Genomic DNA, 15,316 nt, shown 5'->3' on the forward strand with positions numbered 1-15,316 from the left:
GTCCTCACACAGGTTCCTGGCCGGGCAGGTAGTAGGTCATCGAGGCCTTGCGAATGAAGGCGCCGGCTGGGCTATTCTGGACGCGGCCATCCCCTGTGATGCCGAGGAACTTGCCCGTCGACCGCATCTCGTTGAAATTGTAGAAGAATGTCGATGCGACCGCGATCTTGAACTCGCGGAAGGTGAAGATGTAGAGATTGTCGTCGAATTTATAGGTCGTCGTTAGATCAACATCGCCATGACCGCGCTGCACACCAACGAGGCATTGCCAGGCATAGCGCTGCGACGAGAGATAGGTGTGCTCGTAGACGTGGTTCGGACTATAGGTGAAGTGCGCCCTGAGCCCGATCAGATCGCGGCTCTCATGCGGTACCAGTCCGCTCGCCGTACCACCGTCGATGACGCCGGGGCGGAAGATCTGCGCGACCCGCGGCTCACCGGTAGAAGCCTCGACTTCGCGAATGACCGAGTAGATGGACAGCACGCGGCGCGTTTCGGTATTGAGGATCAGCGTCTCGGCTTCCTTGGGCCGGCCGGCGAAGATGATCTCGACGAAATAGGTCTTCGGCGCGACTTCGATCACTTCGGACACGTCGCTGCCGCTGTCCTTGCCATCAGACCATTTGACCGCGCCCTTGGAAAAGGCAAGCTCAAGAGTGCGGCCGTCGCCGAATGAGATCTTGTGTGACGAGCCGGTGAGAGCTTCTGTTGCTGGCAGCCGATTCGTATCGATGCCATAGGCGAATTCGTCGTAGGTCTTCCAGTCTTTGGGATTCTGGTTCATCGCTATTTCCTCCTGTTATTCTACAAAAGCAAGGGTCGGCAAATCGACGGCGCCGCCGCCGCCGTCGACGGTCAGGACCGCGCCGTTGATCATCGAAGCTTCGCGCGAGGCGAGGAAGCATACGGCATTGGCGACATCCTCGGCACTTGCAGGTCGGCCGAGTGGCACGTCCTTGGTGACAAGCGCGTAGGCTTCTTCGACGCTCTTCAGTTTGAACTTTTCGACTATGACCTGCATCTGCTCATCGGCCATCGGTGTCGTCACCCAGCCGGGGCAAACGGAATTGGTGCGTACGCCCTTGCGGCCGTAGTCGCGCGCCAGCGATTTCGCGAGCCCGATGCAGCCATGCTTCATGGTGACGTAGCCTGCGGCATCCGGCCCGGCGAAGAGCCCGGCGATGGAGGCGAGAACGACGATATTGCCTTTGCTCTTGATGAGATGGGGCAGGGACTCGCGGGCGCTGACGAAGGCGGTGTTTAGGTTCAGGCGAACGGCGAGATCCCAGGTCTCATCCGACATGCTGACGGTTGGTCCGACACCATGGCCCCCGGCATTGGCGATCAGGATGTCGAGCGAACCGAAGGCCTCGACGACTTTCTCCACTGTGGCCCTCATCGCAGCGCCATCGGCTGCATCGGCAGCAATTATGGTGGCGTCGATTTCATCTGCTACGGCGCGAAGCGGCTCAGGGCGGCGGCCCACGAGCGCGACATTGCCGCCCTCCTGCCGGATGCGGCGGGCGACTGCGGCGCCGATGCCTGTGCCGCCGCCGGTGATCAGCGCCGTCTTGTTGTTGAAACGCATGTGCCCTCCTTGTGGCTTTCGAGGGCAATCATGATCGATACGGGCAGAGGCGTCGCGTCCAGCTGTGCAGTCCGTTTTGACTGAGCGTGCATAATATTGTCAGCTAATTGTGGAAATCCGCAGGATCGGAGACAGCCGAAGACGGCTGCGTCCGAGGGGATCGGATTCAGGAAATCAGTAGACTTTCGCGTCCGCCGGCGACTTGGCGGCATCCGCCTTCTTGAAGTCGTGAAGCAGCCTTGTCGTCGCATTGGCAAGCAGCGTGACGTCGTTGCCGATCGCGACGAAACGGGCGCCGAGCTCGAGATAACGCTTGGCGAGCGAGAGGTCACCGATCAGGATACCTGCGGCTTTGCCGTGAAACTGGATCCTGGCGAGAGCCTTTTCGACTTCCACCTGCACCTCCGGCGCGCCCGGATTGCCGAGATAGCCCATGTCGGCGGCGAGATCGGCAGGACCGATGAAGACGCCGTCGACACCCTCGGTCGCGGCGATGGCGTCGAGCGCCGCAAGCCCCGCGCGGCTTTCGACCTGCAGGAGCAGGCAGATCTCGTCATTGGCCGTCTGGAGATAATCGGGAACACGATTGAAGGCGGAGGCACGTGCAAGGGCGGCGCCGACGCCGCGCACGCCATGTGGGGGATAGAGCACGGCCTTGACCATGGTCTCAGCCATTTCCTGGCTCTCGACCATCGGAATAAGTAGCGTCTGCGCGCCAATGTCGAGCATCTGCTTGATGATCCAGGTTTCGCCGATCGGCGGACGGATCACCGCATGGCTTGCCGACCCCTTCATCGCCTGCAGTTGGGAGACGAGAAGCGGCACGTCGTTCGGTGCATGCTCCGCATCGAGCAGCAGCCAATCATAACCGGCACCGGCTGAGATTTCGACCGTGTAAGGGCTGGCGAGCGCCTGCCAGAGACCGATCTGCGCCCGGCCCTCCTTCAGGGCCTGCTTGAAGAGATTTTTAGGCGCCGGCATACTTCACTCCTTCATGCGAAGAACAAGCTGACCGACCCGTAGGGACCGAAATCGGCGTTGATTGTGTTGCCATGCCAGGCTTCGATCGGGCGGATGAAGGAGCCTGCCAGAACGATCTGGCCGGCTTCGATGCCGTCGCCATACTGCGCCAGCCGGTTGGCGAGCCAGGCCACACCGCGCGCTGGCTGGTTCAGCACACCGGCGCCGAGGCCCGTCTCCTCGACCTCACCATTGCGGCTGACGATCGCGCCCATCCAGCGCATGTCGATCTCACCGGGCCGCACGGCGCGGCCGCCAGTGACGATGCCGGCATTGGCGGCATTGTCGGAAATGGTGTCGACGATGGTGCGCGCCTTCTTCGTCTCCGGATCGACGCGGAGGATGCGAGTATCGAGGATTTCGAGCGCCGGGGTCACATAGTCGGTGGCGTTCAGCACATCGAAGACCGAGATGCCGGGACCTTTCAGCGGCGCCTTCATCACGAAGGCGATTTCGGCTTCGATGCGCGGCTGGATGAAACGATCGGCCGGTACGGTGGCGCCGTCCTCGAACACCATGTCGTCAAAGAGCACGCCGGAATCGGGAATGTCGATGTTGAGCGCATATTGCATCGCCTTCGACGTCAGCCCGATCTTCCAGCCAATCGGCTTGCGGCCACGCGCGATCTTCTTCTTCACCCAGGCGCTCTGGACGGCATAGGCATCATCCATGTCCATCGCAGGATGTTGCAGCGACAGGAGCCCGGTCTGGGTGCGGGTGCGCTCGGCCTGGTCGAGGCCTTCGGCGGCCGTCTGGATTTCGTCTTGCGACAGCATCAGAGCACCTCGTCGGCGATCGTATTTCTCAGGATGCCGAGGCCATCTGCCTCGACCTCGACGATATCACCGGGTTTCAGCCAGATCGGCGGATCGAAGCGGGCGCCGGCGCCTGTCGGCGTGCCAGTGACGATGACGTCGCCGGGAACCAGCGTGGTGAAGGTGGAGATGTAATTGACGATCTTGCGGAAGGAGAAGATCATCCGGCTGGTCCGGTCGCTCTGGCGCACCTCGCCGTTGACGCGGGTTTCGAGCCTGATATCGGCAAGCTGGCTTTCATCCCGATAGGGCACGAGCCACGGACCGATCGCGCCGGTGCGGTCGAAGTTCTTGCCCTGGGTGACGTTGAACTTGGCATGTCGCACCCAGTCGCGGATCGTACCTTCGTTGCACAGCGACAGAGCCGCTATGTGGGGAAGGACGTCCGCCTCGGCGATCCGCCGGCCGCCCTTGCCGATGACGATGACGATCTCGCCCTCATAGTCGAGCTGCGGGCTTTCCGGCGGCCGGATCAGCGGCTGGTCATGGCCTGTAAAGGAGCGCGGGAAACGGATGAATAGCGAGGGGTTGGAAGGCGCGGCCTGACCGTCCTTGTATTCCTCATTGCGGTCGGGGAAGTTGACCCCGACGCAGATGATCTTTTCGGGTGCGGGAACAGGGATCTGAAAGGTGATCTGGTCGAATAAGAAGTCGGGGGCAAAACCGCCGGCCTTGTCGAGCAATCGGTCGAAAGCGGCGTCGGCGACGACCTCACGCAGTGTCGGCCAGAGCGAGCCATAGCGTTCCGACAGGTCGACGACCCCCTGGTTGCCCACCAGACCGTAACGGCTCCGTCCGTCCGCAAAAAAGGTGGCAAAGCGCGGATGTGTCATAGGGTGCTCCTAAGCCTCAGGCGATGCCGCCGAGGCAGACATATTTGATTTCGGTGAATTCCTCGATGCCGTATTTCGAGCCTTCGCGGCCGAGGCCGGAGAGCTTGACGCCGCCGAAGGGCGCTTCGGCCGTCGAGATCAGCCCGGTATTGACGCCGACCATGCCGTATTCCAGCGCTTCGGCGACCCTGAAGACGCGCGCGAGATCCTTGGCATAGAAATAGGAGGCTAGACCGAATTCGGTATCGTTGGCCTGCGCGATGACATCGGCCTCATCCTTGAAGCGGAAGAGGGGAGCCACGGGGCCGAAGGTTTCTTCCCTGGCGACGGCCATGGCAGGGGTGACGTCGGCAAGCACCGTCGCCTCGTAGAAGCGCCCGCCGAGCGAGTGGCGCTTGCCGCCGGCCACGACACGGCCACCCTGCGACAGCGCATCGGCGACATGCTCCTCGACCTTCGCAAGGGCTGCCTCGTCGATCAGCGGGCCGAGATTGATGCCTTCGTCGAAACCGTTGCCGGTTTTCAGCCCGCCGACTGCCTTCGACAGCTTCTCGGCAAAGGCATCATAGACGCCTTCCTGGACATAGAGCCGGTTGGCGCAGACGCAGGTCTGGCCGTTGTTGCGGAACTTGGCAATCAATGCGCCTTCGACGGCGGCATCGAGATCGGCATCGTCGAAGACGATGAAAGGGGCATTGCCGCCGAGTTCCAGCCCGAGCTTCTTGATGGTCGGCGCGCTCTGTTTGTAAAGCTCGGCGCCGACTTCGGTCGAGCCGGTAAAGGTCAGCTTGCGCACGACGGGGCTTGCGGTCATTTCGCCGCCGATGGCGCGGGCCGAGCCGGTGAGCACGCTGAACAGGCCCTTTGGGAAACCGGCGCGTTCAGCGAGGATGGCGATGGCGATTGCCGAAAACGGGGTCTGGCTGGCCGGCTTCAGCACCATGGCGCAGCCGGCGGCGAAGGCTGGTCCCGCCTTGCGGGTGATCATCGCATTCGGGAAGTTCCACGGCGTGATGGCGGCGACGACGCCGATCGGCTGCTTCATCACAAGGATGCGCTTGTCCTTCTGATGGCCGGGAACGATGTCGCCATAGAGACGCCGCGCCTCCTCGGCAAACCATTCTATGAAACTCGCGCCATAGACGATCTCGCCCTTGGCTTCTGCCAGCGGTTTGCCCTGTTCCGCCGTCAGGATGCGGCCGAGATCGTCCTGATTTTCCATCATCAGCTCGAACCAGCGCCTGAGGATCACCGAGCGCTCCTTGGCGGTGCGCCCGGCCCATTCCTTCTGCGCGGTCTCGGCTGCAGCGATCGCCGCTTTCGTCTCGACAGCCCCCAGATTCGGAACGCGGCCGAGGATCTCGCCGGTCGCGGGATTGTCGACGGCGATGCCATCCTCCCCGGCCTCGATCCACTCGCTGCCGACCAAGGCGGCCTGGCGGAACAATGTTGCGTTTTTCAATTGCATGACTGTCTCCTGCCAACACTGAGCGCGAGCCTTCGCCCGCTCCAGGACAACTTCAGGGCGCGATAATCGGCTGCGCCTTCAGATCAGGTTCGACCACATTGGCGCCGGCAAACAGGCTGCCATGCTCGAACCAGGATTTCGGCGCCGGCGCGCCCCAGAGCGTCTGGCGCTGCGGATCCTTGAGATCCCACTTGATCGGCTCCAGATCTGGATCGACCGTTTGGTAATCCGAGCAGTAGATCTCGATGCGGTGGCCGTCGGGATCGAGGATATAGAGGAAGAAGGCGTTGGAGATGCCATGACGTCCCGGGCCGCGCTCGATATTGGCGACCCAGCCGGTCGTCGCCATCAGGTCGAGCAGGTCGATGATGTTGAGCGGCGTCGGTACCCAGAAGGCGGTGTGGTGTAGGCGCGGACCGCGACCGTTGGTGAAGGCGATATCATGGACGCCGCCCTTGCGATGCGTCCAAGCAGCCCATAGGCGACCGGTTTCCGCGTCTTCAGTATATTCGGTCACGCGGAAGCCGAGTTCATTATAGAAGGCGACACTTTCGTCGACATTGGTCGAGAAGCAGTTGAAATGGTCGATGCGCAGCGGCTTCACGCCCTTGTAGAGCACGTATTTCTGATGAATCGGCGGCAGGCGGTCCATCTTCGAATAGAATTCAAGCGGGATACCGTGCGGGTCGCGAGTGCGAAAGGTTCGCGCCTGATAGGGGCGCTCGACCCATTCGACCGGCAGGTCCTTGCCCGTGAAGAAATGCGCCGCTTTGTCGAGATCCTCGTCGCTGAAGACCCTGAAGCCGAGATCGCGGGCTTCGGCCTTGTCTGATTTCTTGAGCACGATGCAATGGTGGCCGCGTTCCTCCAATGCCCGGAGGTAAATCGTATCAGCCGTCTCATCCGTCACCTGCAGGCCGAGCGTGTCGACATAGAAGGCGCGGGACTTGGAGAGATCGGTGACGCCGAGTTCGACATGGCTGAGACGCACGATGTTAAAGGGCGGATAGAGATTGGGTTTCGGCAGGGGCATTTGTTCCTCCTCTTGGAGCAATTTCCAGGAAAAGTGCGAAGCGAGTTTTCCGTCCGGAATTGCGTTAAACGAAAAGTTCGAGCGGTTCCGCGCTTCCTCGAAAACCTGAACCGCTCTAATGCGTATTACGGCTCAGCCGCCGAGCTTCTGGATGGCGTGCGGCTTGGTGGCGAAGGCGACATTCTTAGTTTCCATGTAGAAATCGAAGGACCAGTCCCCACCGTCGCGGCCGATGCCGGAGTTCTTGACCCCGCCGAAGGGCGTGGGCAGGTGACGGACGTTTTCCGAATTGACCCAGATCATTCCGGCTTCCAGATGGTCGGTGAAACGGAAGGAGCGGGTGATGTCCGATGTCCAGAGATAGCCGGTCAGGCCGTACTGGACGTCATTGGCGAGCGCCAACGCATCAGCCTCGTCCTTGAAAGGAATGGCCGTCAGCACCGGCCCGAAGATTTCTTCCTGGGCGATGCGCATCTGGTTGTTGGCACCAGTGAACAGGGTAGGCGAGACATAACAGCCACCGCCAGGGCCATCGAACTTCTCGCCGCCGGCGGCCAGCGTTGCGCCTTCCGAACGGCCGATCGCGATATATTCCAGCACCTTCTTCTCATGCACGGGATGGATGAGCGGGCCGATGACGGTCTCGGGATCGAGGGGATGGCCGACCTTGATGCGTCTCGCCTTTTCGGCGACGAGCGCGGTGAACCTGTCATAGACGCTGTGTTCGACCAGCAGGCGCGAGGACGAGGTGCAGCGCTCGCCGTTCAGCGAATAGATCATGAAGACGGCGGCATCAGCGGCACGTTCGAGATCGGCATCGGCGAAGACGATGACGGGGTTCTTGCCGCCGAGTTCGAAATGCACCCGCTTCAGCGTGTCTGCGCCCTGCCTCATGATCATCGAGCCGGTGCGGCTCTCGCCGACGAAGCCGATCGCCTTGATCAGCGGATGTTCGGTCAGCGCCTTGCCGGCATCCTCGCCGAAGCCGTTGACGAGGTTCCATACGCCTTTAGGCAGGCCCGCCTCTTCGGCGATTTCGACGAGCAGGCGGGCCGTCAGCGGCGAGAACTCGGCGGGCTTGTGGACGATGGTGCAACCGGCGGCCAAGGCCGGCGCGATCTTCCAGGTCGACAGCATGAAAGGCGTGTTCCACGGTGTGATGATGCCGACCGGGCCGATCGGCACGCGCGTCGTCAGGTTCACCTGGCCGTCGGTGCGCAGCGCCTTGCCGTCCCGGGCCTCTGGCGCGCGGTCGGCGAAGAAGCGAAAATTCTCCGCACCGCGCAAGGCGGCCTTGGCCATGAACTTCAGCGACTGGCCGGTATCCATGCATTCGACGAAGGCGATCTCCTCGGCGCGCGCGACGATCGCGTCGGCGATTTTGTGCAACAGCTTCTTGCGCGCATCGCCGGACATGGCGGCCCATTCGGCAAAGGCTGATTTGGCGGCTCTGGCGGCGCGGTCGATATCGGCGGCATTGCCGCGGGCGATGGTGGCGAGCGGCTTCAGATCGACCGGCGAGAGGGTCTCGAAGCTCGCGCCGTCACCACCTGCCATATCCTCGCCGCCGATGCGGTTGAGGACGCCGCGCTCCTTGAAGCGGGCAAGGTAGGTTTCGGCCTTCGCGATATTTTCCTGCAATGTCGGCATCGTCGATTTTCCTGATGTTGTCTCGACCCGCGAGGCGGGGTTCTGTCAATTGCCGCGAAGCCGCGGATGGATGACGTTCTTCTTCCAGCTCAGCTCCGCGTCGATCTCGCGGATCTCCAGCGACAGCGCGAAATGCGGCGTCTCGAAGAGCGGACCGAGGATCTCCGTTGCCGCCGCAAAGATCGCTTCGCCCGTGCGCTTCTTCTCCTCGGCCGTGCGGCCCTTGCCGATGCGGAAGTTCAAATCGACGAAGGCGTTTTCGGCAAGCTCATCGGCGATCGCATAGTGATTGGCGCGAAGGGCACGCACGCGCACCGCGCCGATCTCGAAAAGGCCCGTCTCCAGCACGGTCTTAAGCAGCGCCTGGCAGAGGGCGGCGATATCGGCGCGGCCGTCGAGATTTGCCGAATATTCCATTGTGAGATGCGGCATCGATCCCCTCCGATCCCTATTTATTTAACACGTTAAACAATTTTCCGATGATGTCAAGCGGCGGTAGCGAGCTTTCTTGCGAGCTCCAGACTTTCTGCGACATAACGCGACAGCCGCTCGGCGGCACCCGGGATTTCAGGCCGCTCGGCAAGCCAGCCGATATAGGTGAGGCTCCGGAGCACCATGAACAGCGGTAGGCTCCGCAAGGCCGTATCGGAAAGGGCGCGCCGGCTGCGATAGCCTGCGATCAAGGCATTCTCGATGGCAGGGTAGGCGGGTTCCTGACGGTTCTTCAGCAGCGTTGTGGCAAGATCGAAGAGGCGGAAGCCATAGCCTGCGTCGTCGAAGTCGATGAAGGCAACGCCGCCTTCGCTTTCAGTGAGGAAAACGTTCTCGCGCACGAGGTCGGCGTGGATCAGGCCGTAGTCCATGCCGCTTCGTTGCGCATTGGTGAGACGGCAGCGCAGGTCGTCGCGCAATGCCGAAAGTGCAGCGGCCTCGTCGCGTGAAAGTCCGCGGCAATCCCAGAAGCGGCCCCAGAGGGGCTTTTCCCCGAGCAGAGCTTCGCCGTCCCATGCCGGGCGGTTGAAATCCTCTGGTGGAGCCCAGGCGTCGGCAAGATCATGCATCCTAGCCATGGTATGGCCGATGCGAAAGAAGATCTCTGCCTGCGTCTCGGACGACTGTGACAGCGGCGTTCCGGTTTGTCCGAGGGCCATTCCGTCGATCCAGCTGACGACATCGGCATATTGTTTGGGAAACTGCCGATTGGCGGCAAGGCAAACGAGGCTGGCTCCCGCGCTTGCCGGAACGGGGGAGGGCACGTCGAGGCCGCCATGGCGTAGCGCTGCCATGAAGTCCAGTTCCGAGCGCAGGCTCGTCTCGTCATGATAGCCCGGCCGATGCAGCCGCAACGCGGCAGGCCGCCCATCGGAAAGCGTGACCCGGAAAACGGCATTCTCCCTATATTTCATAAGGACAGGTTCATGAGCCCGCACAGGCCAATGGGCGAGTGCTTCCAGCGCACGTTTCTGGAGCGCGTCGCGGATGTTCTGCGGCAACTGATCAGCCATATCAGCCTCACAGTGCGGACAGGACGTCGTCGAAGATCGACAACATGAAGTCAGCATTGGCCCTGGTGAATGGCATGGGCGGGCGGATCTTGGTGGCGCATTGGTGAATGCCGATCTTGCCCATCAGCACACCTCGCTCGCGCATGCCATTGATGATCCGGGTTGCCTCAGCGACAGCCGGCTCCTTCGTCGTCCGATCCAGTACGAATTCAGTCCCCATGAAGAGGCCACTTCCGCGCACGTCCCCGATGATCGAGTGCTTCTCGGCAAGCCGTTTGAAGACATCGCGCGTATATTCGCCGACGTCTCTGGCATTCTCGGCGAGGTTCTCTTCCTTGATGACATCGAGCACGGCCATGGCAGCGGCGCAGGAGACTGGATTGCCCCCGAACGTGTTGAAATAGCGGAACGCTTTGCGAAAAGTGTTTATCGTATCGACATTGGCAACGACGCCGCCAACAGGATGGCCGTTGGCCATGGGTTTGCCGAGGGTGACGATATCGGGAATAATTCCAGCGTGCTGATGGCCCCACATATGCGTGCCGGTACGGCCGAAGCCTGGCTGCACCTCGTCGGTGATGACGAGGCCGCCGGCTTTGTGCACGGCGGCAACCGTCTTGTCGAGAAAGCGCGGCGGCAGATCCGGAAAGCCTTCGTTCGCGAAGAACGGATCGATGATGATGGCCGAGAAACCGTGAGGACTTTCCTGAAGTGAGGCGATCGCCTTTTCGACTTCGGCCGAGAAAGCCCTGGCAAAGGCCTCTCCGCCCTCTCCGCCGAGCGGACGATAGCTGTCCGGCGCCGGAACGTGTCGCACGTGGCCGCCGTAGCCGCCTACCGGTGGCATGCGTGTCGATAGCTGCGATACGGCCGCCGTATTGCCGTGATAGGTGTGGTTGGTGGCAATGACGCCGGTCTTGCCGGTCATGGCTTGCGCCATGCGGAGCGCCACGTCGTTCGCCTCGCTCCCCGTGCAGGTCAGGATCGCGGCATTCAGGCTTTTGTCGAAGGTTGCCGTCAGCCGCTCGACGTAGTCAACGATGCCTTCGTGCAGGTAACGCGTATGCGTGTTCAGCGTGGAAGCCTGCCGCATGATCGCTTCTACCACGCGCGGATGGCAATGGCCGACATGTGGCACATTGTTGTAGCAATCGAGATATTTGCGGCCATCGGCGTCCCATAGCCAGACGCCTTCCCCGCGCACGAGGTGCACGGGATCGTTATAGAAGAGCGACATGTTCCGCCCGAGAAGTCGTTCGCGGCGCGCGATGAGGGTTGCATTGTCGGACATGATCAGGACCTCGCAGCAGTGAGACCAGCGTCGAGCGCGGTCAGTATGGTGTGGACATTCTCGGCGGTCACGATCAGCGGCGGCGACATGATGACAGTGGTGCCAGAGGTGCGGACGAGAACGCCGGCGTCATAGGTTGCGTCCTGCACCCTCTGCACGACATCCTTGGCGGCACCGCTCTTCTTGGCATGGTCGCTGACGAGTTCGAGGGCACACATCAGCCCCTTGCCGCGCACGTCGCCCACCAGCTCATGCTTGTCCTGCAGCTTCTTCAGGCCGGCGAGCAACTCCTCGCCGCGAGCTGCGGCATTGTTGGCGACGCTGAGCCGCTTGGTTTCCTTCAAAGTGGCAAGGGCTGCGGCGGCACCGACCGGATGACCGGAATAGGTATATCCGTGACCAATGCTGCCGAGCGGGCCCTTGTTGCTTTCGAAGACCTGCGCCACCTTGTCGGAGATCATCACCGCGCCGAAGGGGAAATAACCGTTGGTGATCGCCTTGGCCGTCGACATCATGTCTGGCTGCACGCCCCAGAGGCGCGATCCGGTCCAGGCGCCGGTGCGGCCGAAGGCGGTGATCACCTCGTCGGCGATCAGCAGGATGCCATGTCGGTCGCAGATTTCGCGCATCAGCGGCAGGAAGGTTTCGTGCGGGACGATGACGCCGCCGGCCCCGAGTACCGGCTCGACGATCAGGGCGGCGATTGTATCGGCGCCCTGGAAGGCGATTTCATCCTCGAAAAGCCTGCCGATCGCAGCCGCGATTTCCGCACCGTCGGTGGTGTTGAACGGATTGCGATAGGTGAACGGGGCGGGCAGGTGGATGACGCCTGGAAGCAGCGGTTCGTAGTTGCGGCGGAAGTTCTGGTTGCCGTTGACCGAGGCGGCGCCAAAATGTGTGCCGTGATAGCCCTTCTTCAGCGCAACGAATTTGCTGCGCTCGGGCTGTCCGTTGATCTTGTGGTACTGGCGGGCGAGCCGCAGGCAGGTCTCGACCGAATCCGAACCACCCGAGGTGAAGAAGGAGCGGCTGAGGCCATCCGGCTTGAACCAATCGGCAAGCTCGTAGGAGAGTTCGATCAGCGGCGAGTTCGTTGTGCCGCGGAAGGTCGAATAATAGGGCAGCTCGTCGAGTTGCTCGCGGATCGCCTTCTTCACCGGCTCGCAGGAGTAGCCGAGATTGACGTTCCAGAGACCGCCCACCGCGTCCAGCACCTTCCGGCCGTGAATATCGATAATTTCGACGCCTTCGCCTGAATTGATGATGCGTGGCGGGTTGGCCTGCATCTCAGTGGGATGGGCCATCGGATGCCACAGGTGGCGAGCATTGTTTTCCATGATGAAATTGCTCTCACGCATGTCAAATTCCTCTTGTTTCAAAGCCCCAGCATGGCAAGGGCGCGGGCATAGCTTTCAGCAGGGCGGGTCACGTCGAAATGCACATGAGGCAGGCTCACGGCTTCGGCGCCCTCGATGTTCTTCTTCTGGTCATCAACGAAGACGCAGGCCTCACGCGGCACGTCGAGCTCGGCAAGAACAAGCTCGTAGGCGCGCGGATCCGGTTTCAGGATCTTCGTGTAGGTGGCGTCGACGATGACGTCGAAGAGGTCGATGAGCGGAAAGCGTTGACGGAACTCGACGCCGTAGAAGAGGTCGAGTTCGTTCGACAGGATCGCCAGCTTGAGGCCTGCCTCTTTGGCCCGCAGGATGGCGTCGCGAGCTTCCGGGCGCAGAACCAGTTCCGGTTCGGCGCCACGTGCCCGGCGCACGAAGGTCTGCATGTCGGTCCAGTTTTCGCCAATGAGCTTGCCGACCTCGTTCGTGCGCATCAGCCAGTAATCCCGTTCTGTTATCTCTCGGTTTTGCATCGACATCCAAAGCGGGTCCGTCGTCGTGTCGAATGGACCGAGCCAGGTCAGCGATCCCTTGGCAAGGCCAAGCGCGCGTTCGGTAATGTCGTGCGTCTCAAACAGCGTGCGTGTGACGACGCCGCCAAAGTCGAGGATAAGCGCGCTGTTTTGCGTCATGGCCGTCCCTCCGGAATGACGCCTTCGGCCACCCATTGATCGAAGATGGCGAGTGCTGCCGCTGAAAAGGCCGGCGCGTTGATATGGGCATAGACTTCCTGCAGAATGACGGAAGGCGGAACGGCGCGGCGCATTTCGTCGATGAACGCATCGAGGCCCTCGGGATCATGCAGCGGCTCGTCCGGCTTGTCCCATTCCTGCAATCCTTCGGTCGGCAGCAGGAAGGCGACCTTCGCCTCGGCGCGCCCCAGTTTTTCCCCGATCAAACGGGCGACCTCACGCCGCCCTTCCGGCAATGTCGTTACCGACCCGATCAGCCGGTTGTGGGCGTGATACGGGCGCTCAGCAAAGACCTCTGGCACGGGCTGCCATGCCTGAAGATCGACCATGTCGACGGCACCTGGTGCGACGATCTGCGGAATGCCGGCGCGTCCTGCGTTTTCCAAACGATCGGGTCCAGAGGTGACGACGCTGCTATAATGATGATTGCTCACTTCCTGAATGCAGAAGTCGAAAACAGCGGCAAAGTCACCCCTCGAAGCGATCGCTTCATAGGCGCGTCCGCCCATGCCGGTGGAATGAAATACGGCGACGTCGTAGCCGCGCTTCTCCAGCTCGGGCCGCAGATACTTCATATATTTCAGGCAGGAGGAGCCAAGTGACGTCATGCCGACAAGCGGCCGCTCGCGATTGGGCTTGATACCGTGTTTTGCAGCGCCGACGACCGCGCCGCAAGCTTGCGAGAGCACGGAGCGGCAGATGCTGTTGAGCCCATAGAGACCACCGGCCCACAGGATCATCATCAGGTCCGGCGCAATGCGTTCGGGCGGGATGAGGTGAGAATAGGCAATGGTCGAAACCACGAACTTCGGGACGCCAAGCGGCAGGATGGCGGCGACATCGAGCGCCAGATCCGTGCCCATCGAGCCGCCAAGCACGATGACGCCGTCGACCAGCCCGTCGTCGTAAAGGCGAAGGGTCAGAGCCGCGGCACCTTTCGCCATGGCCGCCATGGCGCTATTTTCGTCGCCGCTGTCGGTAATCGCGGCGATCGTGGTTCCCGCAGCTTCGGCGATGTCATGTTTGGAATAATCCGGATTATAGGGCGGATCACTTAGAACACTGACATCCATCATGACCGGCTGTCCGCCGGCTTCGGAAATGACAGATGCCATGAATTGCAGTTCGTCGCATTTGGTGTCACCGGTGCCGATGACGAGTATCTTTGGCGAGGGAGCCATAGGGCTCATCAATCTGTCCTCCTGGTTTTGGACTGGTTCCCGTGGATCTTTCCGACCCGTAATATTTTTCTGAGATCGCGTTGGCTGCAGCAGCGGCCTGCGCGCCGAATTCATCGATGGCGGATTTGGTCGTGCGCGAGAGCGGCGCGGCGACGGCAACGCAGCCAATCGGATGACCGTTTGGCGTGCGGATGGGGGCGGCGGTGCTGATGACGCCCGCTTCAAGACCTTGGTCGCAGACCGAAAAGCCGCGTGCTGCGGTCTCTTCGAGCAGGTCGCGCATCAGCCGGGGGTCGACCACGGTGTACTCGGTAAACTTTTCGAGCGGCTTTGCAAGAAATGCGTCGATCTCCGAGCGGGGAGAAAAGGCAAGAAAAGCGAGGCCGGACGCTGTGGCATGAAGTGGCAGGAGGCTGCCGACATCGATGATGATGCGGTGGGCACGCGCTGCGTCCTCGACATGAATGGTTGAAAGCCGCCCGCCCGAAAATTCAGAAAGATGCACGGTCTCGGTCGATGCTTCGGCGAGCGATTTGATGAAGGGAATCGCGACCGGCAACAGCGGAAAGCGTGCTTCGCGGATGCGTGCGAGGCGAACCGGCGCCGAGCCGACGCGATAGCGGCGCGTGTCCGGGTCCTGCTCGACGAAACCGTGCTTTTCCAGCTCCACCAGAAAACGGCGTGCCGTTGCCTTGTCGAGAGCACAGAGGCGGGCGATGTCGGTCAGGCCCGCCTCCTTATCCAGCCGTGACAGGGTATCCAGCAATGAAAGCGCCTTTCCGATCGTGCTCATCGTTTCTCCTTGGGTTGGTCGAGTCTGACTCTGTCCGTCCAGCCGTGACTTCC

15 protein-coding genes are annotated in these 15,316 nt (G+C 61.6%); all 15 read right to left on the bottom strand.

Annotated features, from left to right (window positions below):
- Nucleotides 1-4: 4 nt before the first annotated feature.
- The 15 genes from NMA58_RS24480 to NMA58_RS24550 all read right to left on the bottom strand — a co-directional run bounded on the left by NMA58_RS24480 (nt 5) and on the right by NMA58_RS24550 (nt 15,263).
- On the bottom strand, nt 5-784 hold the full coding sequence (locus tag NMA58_RS24480; RefSeq protein ID WP_434714280.1) for a MoaF C-terminal domain-containing protein: 780 nt from the start codon (nt 782-784) through the stop codon (nt 5-7).
- A 15-nt stretch (nt 785-799) separates the two neighbouring features.
- Nucleotides 800-1,588 carry an SDR family NAD(P)-dependent oxidoreductase gene (locus tag NMA58_RS24485; RefSeq protein ID WP_434714281.1) on the bottom strand — a complete coding sequence of 263 codons (789 nt, stop codon included), beginning with the start codon at nt 1,586-1,588 and terminating at the stop codon, nt 800-802.
- Between the two features lie 174 nt (nt 1,589-1,762).
- A complete protein-coding gene (hpaI, locus tag NMA58_RS24490; protein ID WP_434714282.1) occupies nt 1,763-2,569 on the bottom strand; it encodes a 4-hydroxy-2-oxoheptanedioate aldolase in 807 nt (268 codons plus the stop codon).
- An 11-nt stretch (nt 2,570-2,580) separates the two neighbouring features.
- Complete coding sequence (gene hpaH, locus NMA58_RS24495) at nt 2,581-3,384, bottom strand: 2-oxo-hept-4-ene-1,7-dioate hydratase (RefSeq protein WP_434714283.1); 804 nt, start codon at nt 3,382-3,384, stop codon at nt 2,581-2,583.
- On the bottom strand, nt 3,384-4,256 hold the full coding sequence (locus tag NMA58_RS24500) for a fumarylacetoacetate hydrolase family protein (protein WP_434714285.1): 873 nt from the start codon (nt 4,254-4,256) through the stop codon (nt 3,384-3,386). The genes hpaH and NMA58_RS24500 overlap by 1 nt, the downstream gene beginning before the upstream one ends.
- A gap of 16 nt (nt 4,257-4,272) precedes the next feature.
- Complete coding sequence (gene gabD, locus NMA58_RS24505; protein ID WP_434714286.1) at nt 4,273-5,724, bottom strand: NADP-dependent succinate-semialdehyde dehydrogenase; 1,452 nt, start codon at nt 5,722-5,724, stop codon at nt 4,273-4,275.
- 52 nt (nt 5,725-5,776) lie between these two features.
- Entirely contained in the window at nt 5,777-6,757 is a 981-nt protein-coding gene (gene hpaD / locus NMA58_RS24510) for a 3,4-dihydroxyphenylacetate 2,3-dioxygenase (protein WP_434714288.1), read from the bottom strand.
- 132 nt (nt 6,758-6,889) lie between these two features.
- A complete protein-coding gene (gene hpaE / locus NMA58_RS24515) occupies nt 6,890-8,407 on the bottom strand; it encodes a 5-carboxymethyl-2-hydroxymuconate semialdehyde dehydrogenase (protein WP_434714289.1) in 1,518 nt (505 codons plus the stop codon).
- 45 nt (nt 8,408-8,452) lie between these two features.
- Nucleotides 8,453-8,839, bottom strand: coding sequence for a 5-carboxymethyl-2-hydroxymuconate Delta-isomerase (locus NMA58_RS24520; protein ID WP_434714290.1), 387 nt, complete (start codon nt 8,837-8,839; stop codon nt 8,453-8,455).
- 53 nt (nt 8,840-8,892) lie between these two features.
- On the bottom strand, nt 8,893-9,912 hold the full coding sequence (locus tag NMA58_RS24525) for a homoserine kinase (RefSeq protein WP_434714291.1): 1,020 nt from the start codon (nt 9,910-9,912) through the stop codon (nt 8,893-8,895).
- Nucleotides 9,913-9,919: 7 nt separating this feature from the next.
- Nucleotides 9,920-11,203: an aspartate aminotransferase family protein gene (locus tag NMA58_RS24530; RefSeq protein ID WP_434714292.1), complete on the bottom strand. Its 1,284-nt coding sequence runs from the start codon at nt 11,201-11,203 to the stop codon at nt 9,920-9,922.
- Nucleotides 11,204-11,205: 2 nt separating this feature from the next.
- A complete protein-coding gene (locus NMA58_RS24535; protein ID WP_434714293.1) occupies nt 11,206-12,561 on the bottom strand; it encodes an aspartate aminotransferase family protein in 1,356 nt (451 codons plus the stop codon).
- A gap of 17 nt (nt 12,562-12,578) precedes the next feature.
- The gene (locus NMA58_RS24540; protein ID WP_434714294.1) at nt 12,579-13,229 is read right to left on the bottom strand and encodes an HAD family hydrolase; all 651 of its coding nucleotides are present in this window, start codon (nt 13,227-13,229) and stop codon (nt 12,579-12,581) included.
- Entirely contained in the window at nt 13,226-14,479 is a 1,254-nt protein-coding gene (locus NMA58_RS24545; protein ID WP_434714295.1) for a Tm-1-like ATP-binding domain-containing protein, read from the bottom strand. The genes NMA58_RS24540 and NMA58_RS24545 overlap by 4 nt, the downstream gene beginning before the upstream one ends.
- Nucleotides 14,430-15,263, bottom strand: coding sequence for an IclR family transcriptional regulator (locus NMA58_RS24550; protein WP_434714296.1), 834 nt, complete (start codon nt 15,261-15,263; stop codon nt 14,430-14,432). Before NMA58_RS24550 ends, NMA58_RS24545 begins: the two co-directional genes overlap by 50 nt.
- Nucleotides 15,264-15,316 lie beyond the last annotated feature (53 nt).

The organism is Rhizobium sp. YTUHZ045 (genome assembly GCF_051124255.1).
Classification (GTDB): Bacteria; Pseudomonadota; Alphaproteobacteria; order Rhizobiales; family Rhizobiaceae; genus Rhizobium.

What these genes read in the sequence shown, in the direction of transcription:
- NMA58_RS24480 (WP_434714280.1), bottom strand. Translation starts at nt 784, where the DNA reads ATGAACCAGAATCCCAAAGACTGGAAGACCTACGACGAATTCGCCTAT.
- NMA58_RS24485 (WP_434714281.1), bottom strand. Translation starts at nt 1,588, where the DNA reads ATGCGTTTCAACAACAAGACGGCGCTGATCACCGGCGGCGGCACAGGC.
- hpaI (WP_434714282.1), bottom strand. Translation starts at nt 2,569, where the DNA reads ATGCCGGCGCCTAAAAATCTCTTCAAGCAGGCCCTGAAGGAGGGCCGG.
- hpaH (WP_434714283.1), bottom strand. Translation starts at nt 3,384, where the DNA reads ATGCTGTCGCAAGACGAAATCCAGACGGCCGCCGAAGGCCTCGACCAG.
- NMA58_RS24500 (WP_434714285.1), bottom strand. Translation starts at nt 4,256, where the DNA reads ATGACACATCCGCGCTTTGCCACCTTTTTTGCGGACGGACGGAGCCGT.
- gabD (WP_434714286.1), bottom strand. Translation starts at nt 5,724, where the DNA reads ATGCAATTGAAAAACGCAACATTGTTCCGCCAGGCCGCCTTGGTCGGC.
- hpaD (WP_434714288.1), bottom strand. Translation starts at nt 6,757, where the DNA reads ATGCCCCTGCCGAAACCCAATCTCTATCCGCCCTTTAACATCGTGCGT.
- hpaE (WP_434714289.1), bottom strand. Translation starts at nt 8,407, where the DNA reads ATGCCGACATTGCAGGAAAATATCGCGAAGGCCGAAACCTACCTTGCC.
- NMA58_RS24520 (WP_434714290.1), bottom strand. Translation starts at nt 8,839, where the DNA reads ATGCCGCATCTCACAATGGAATATTCGGCAAATCTCGACGGCCGCGCC.
- NMA58_RS24525 (WP_434714291.1), bottom strand. Translation starts at nt 9,912, where the DNA reads ATGGCTGATCAGTTGCCGCAGAACATCCGCGACGCGCTCCAGAAACGT.
- NMA58_RS24530 (WP_434714292.1), bottom strand. Translation starts at nt 11,203, where the DNA reads ATGTCCGACAATGCAACCCTCATCGCGCGCCGCGAACGACTTCTCGGG.
- NMA58_RS24535 (WP_434714293.1), bottom strand. Translation starts at nt 12,561, where the DNA reads ATGCGTGAGAGCAATTTCATCATGGAAAACAATGCTCGCCACCTGTGG.
- NMA58_RS24540 (WP_434714294.1), bottom strand. Translation starts at nt 13,229, where the DNA reads ATGACGCAAAACAGCGCGCTTATCCTCGACTTTGGCGGCGTCGTCACA.
- NMA58_RS24545 (WP_434714295.1), bottom strand. Translation starts at nt 14,479, where the DNA reads ATGAGCCCTATGGCTCCCTCGCCAAAGATACTCGTCATCGGCACCGGT.
- NMA58_RS24550 (WP_434714296.1), bottom strand. Translation starts at nt 15,263, where the DNA reads ATGAGCACGATCGGAAAGGCGCTTTCATTGCTGGATACCCTGTCACGG.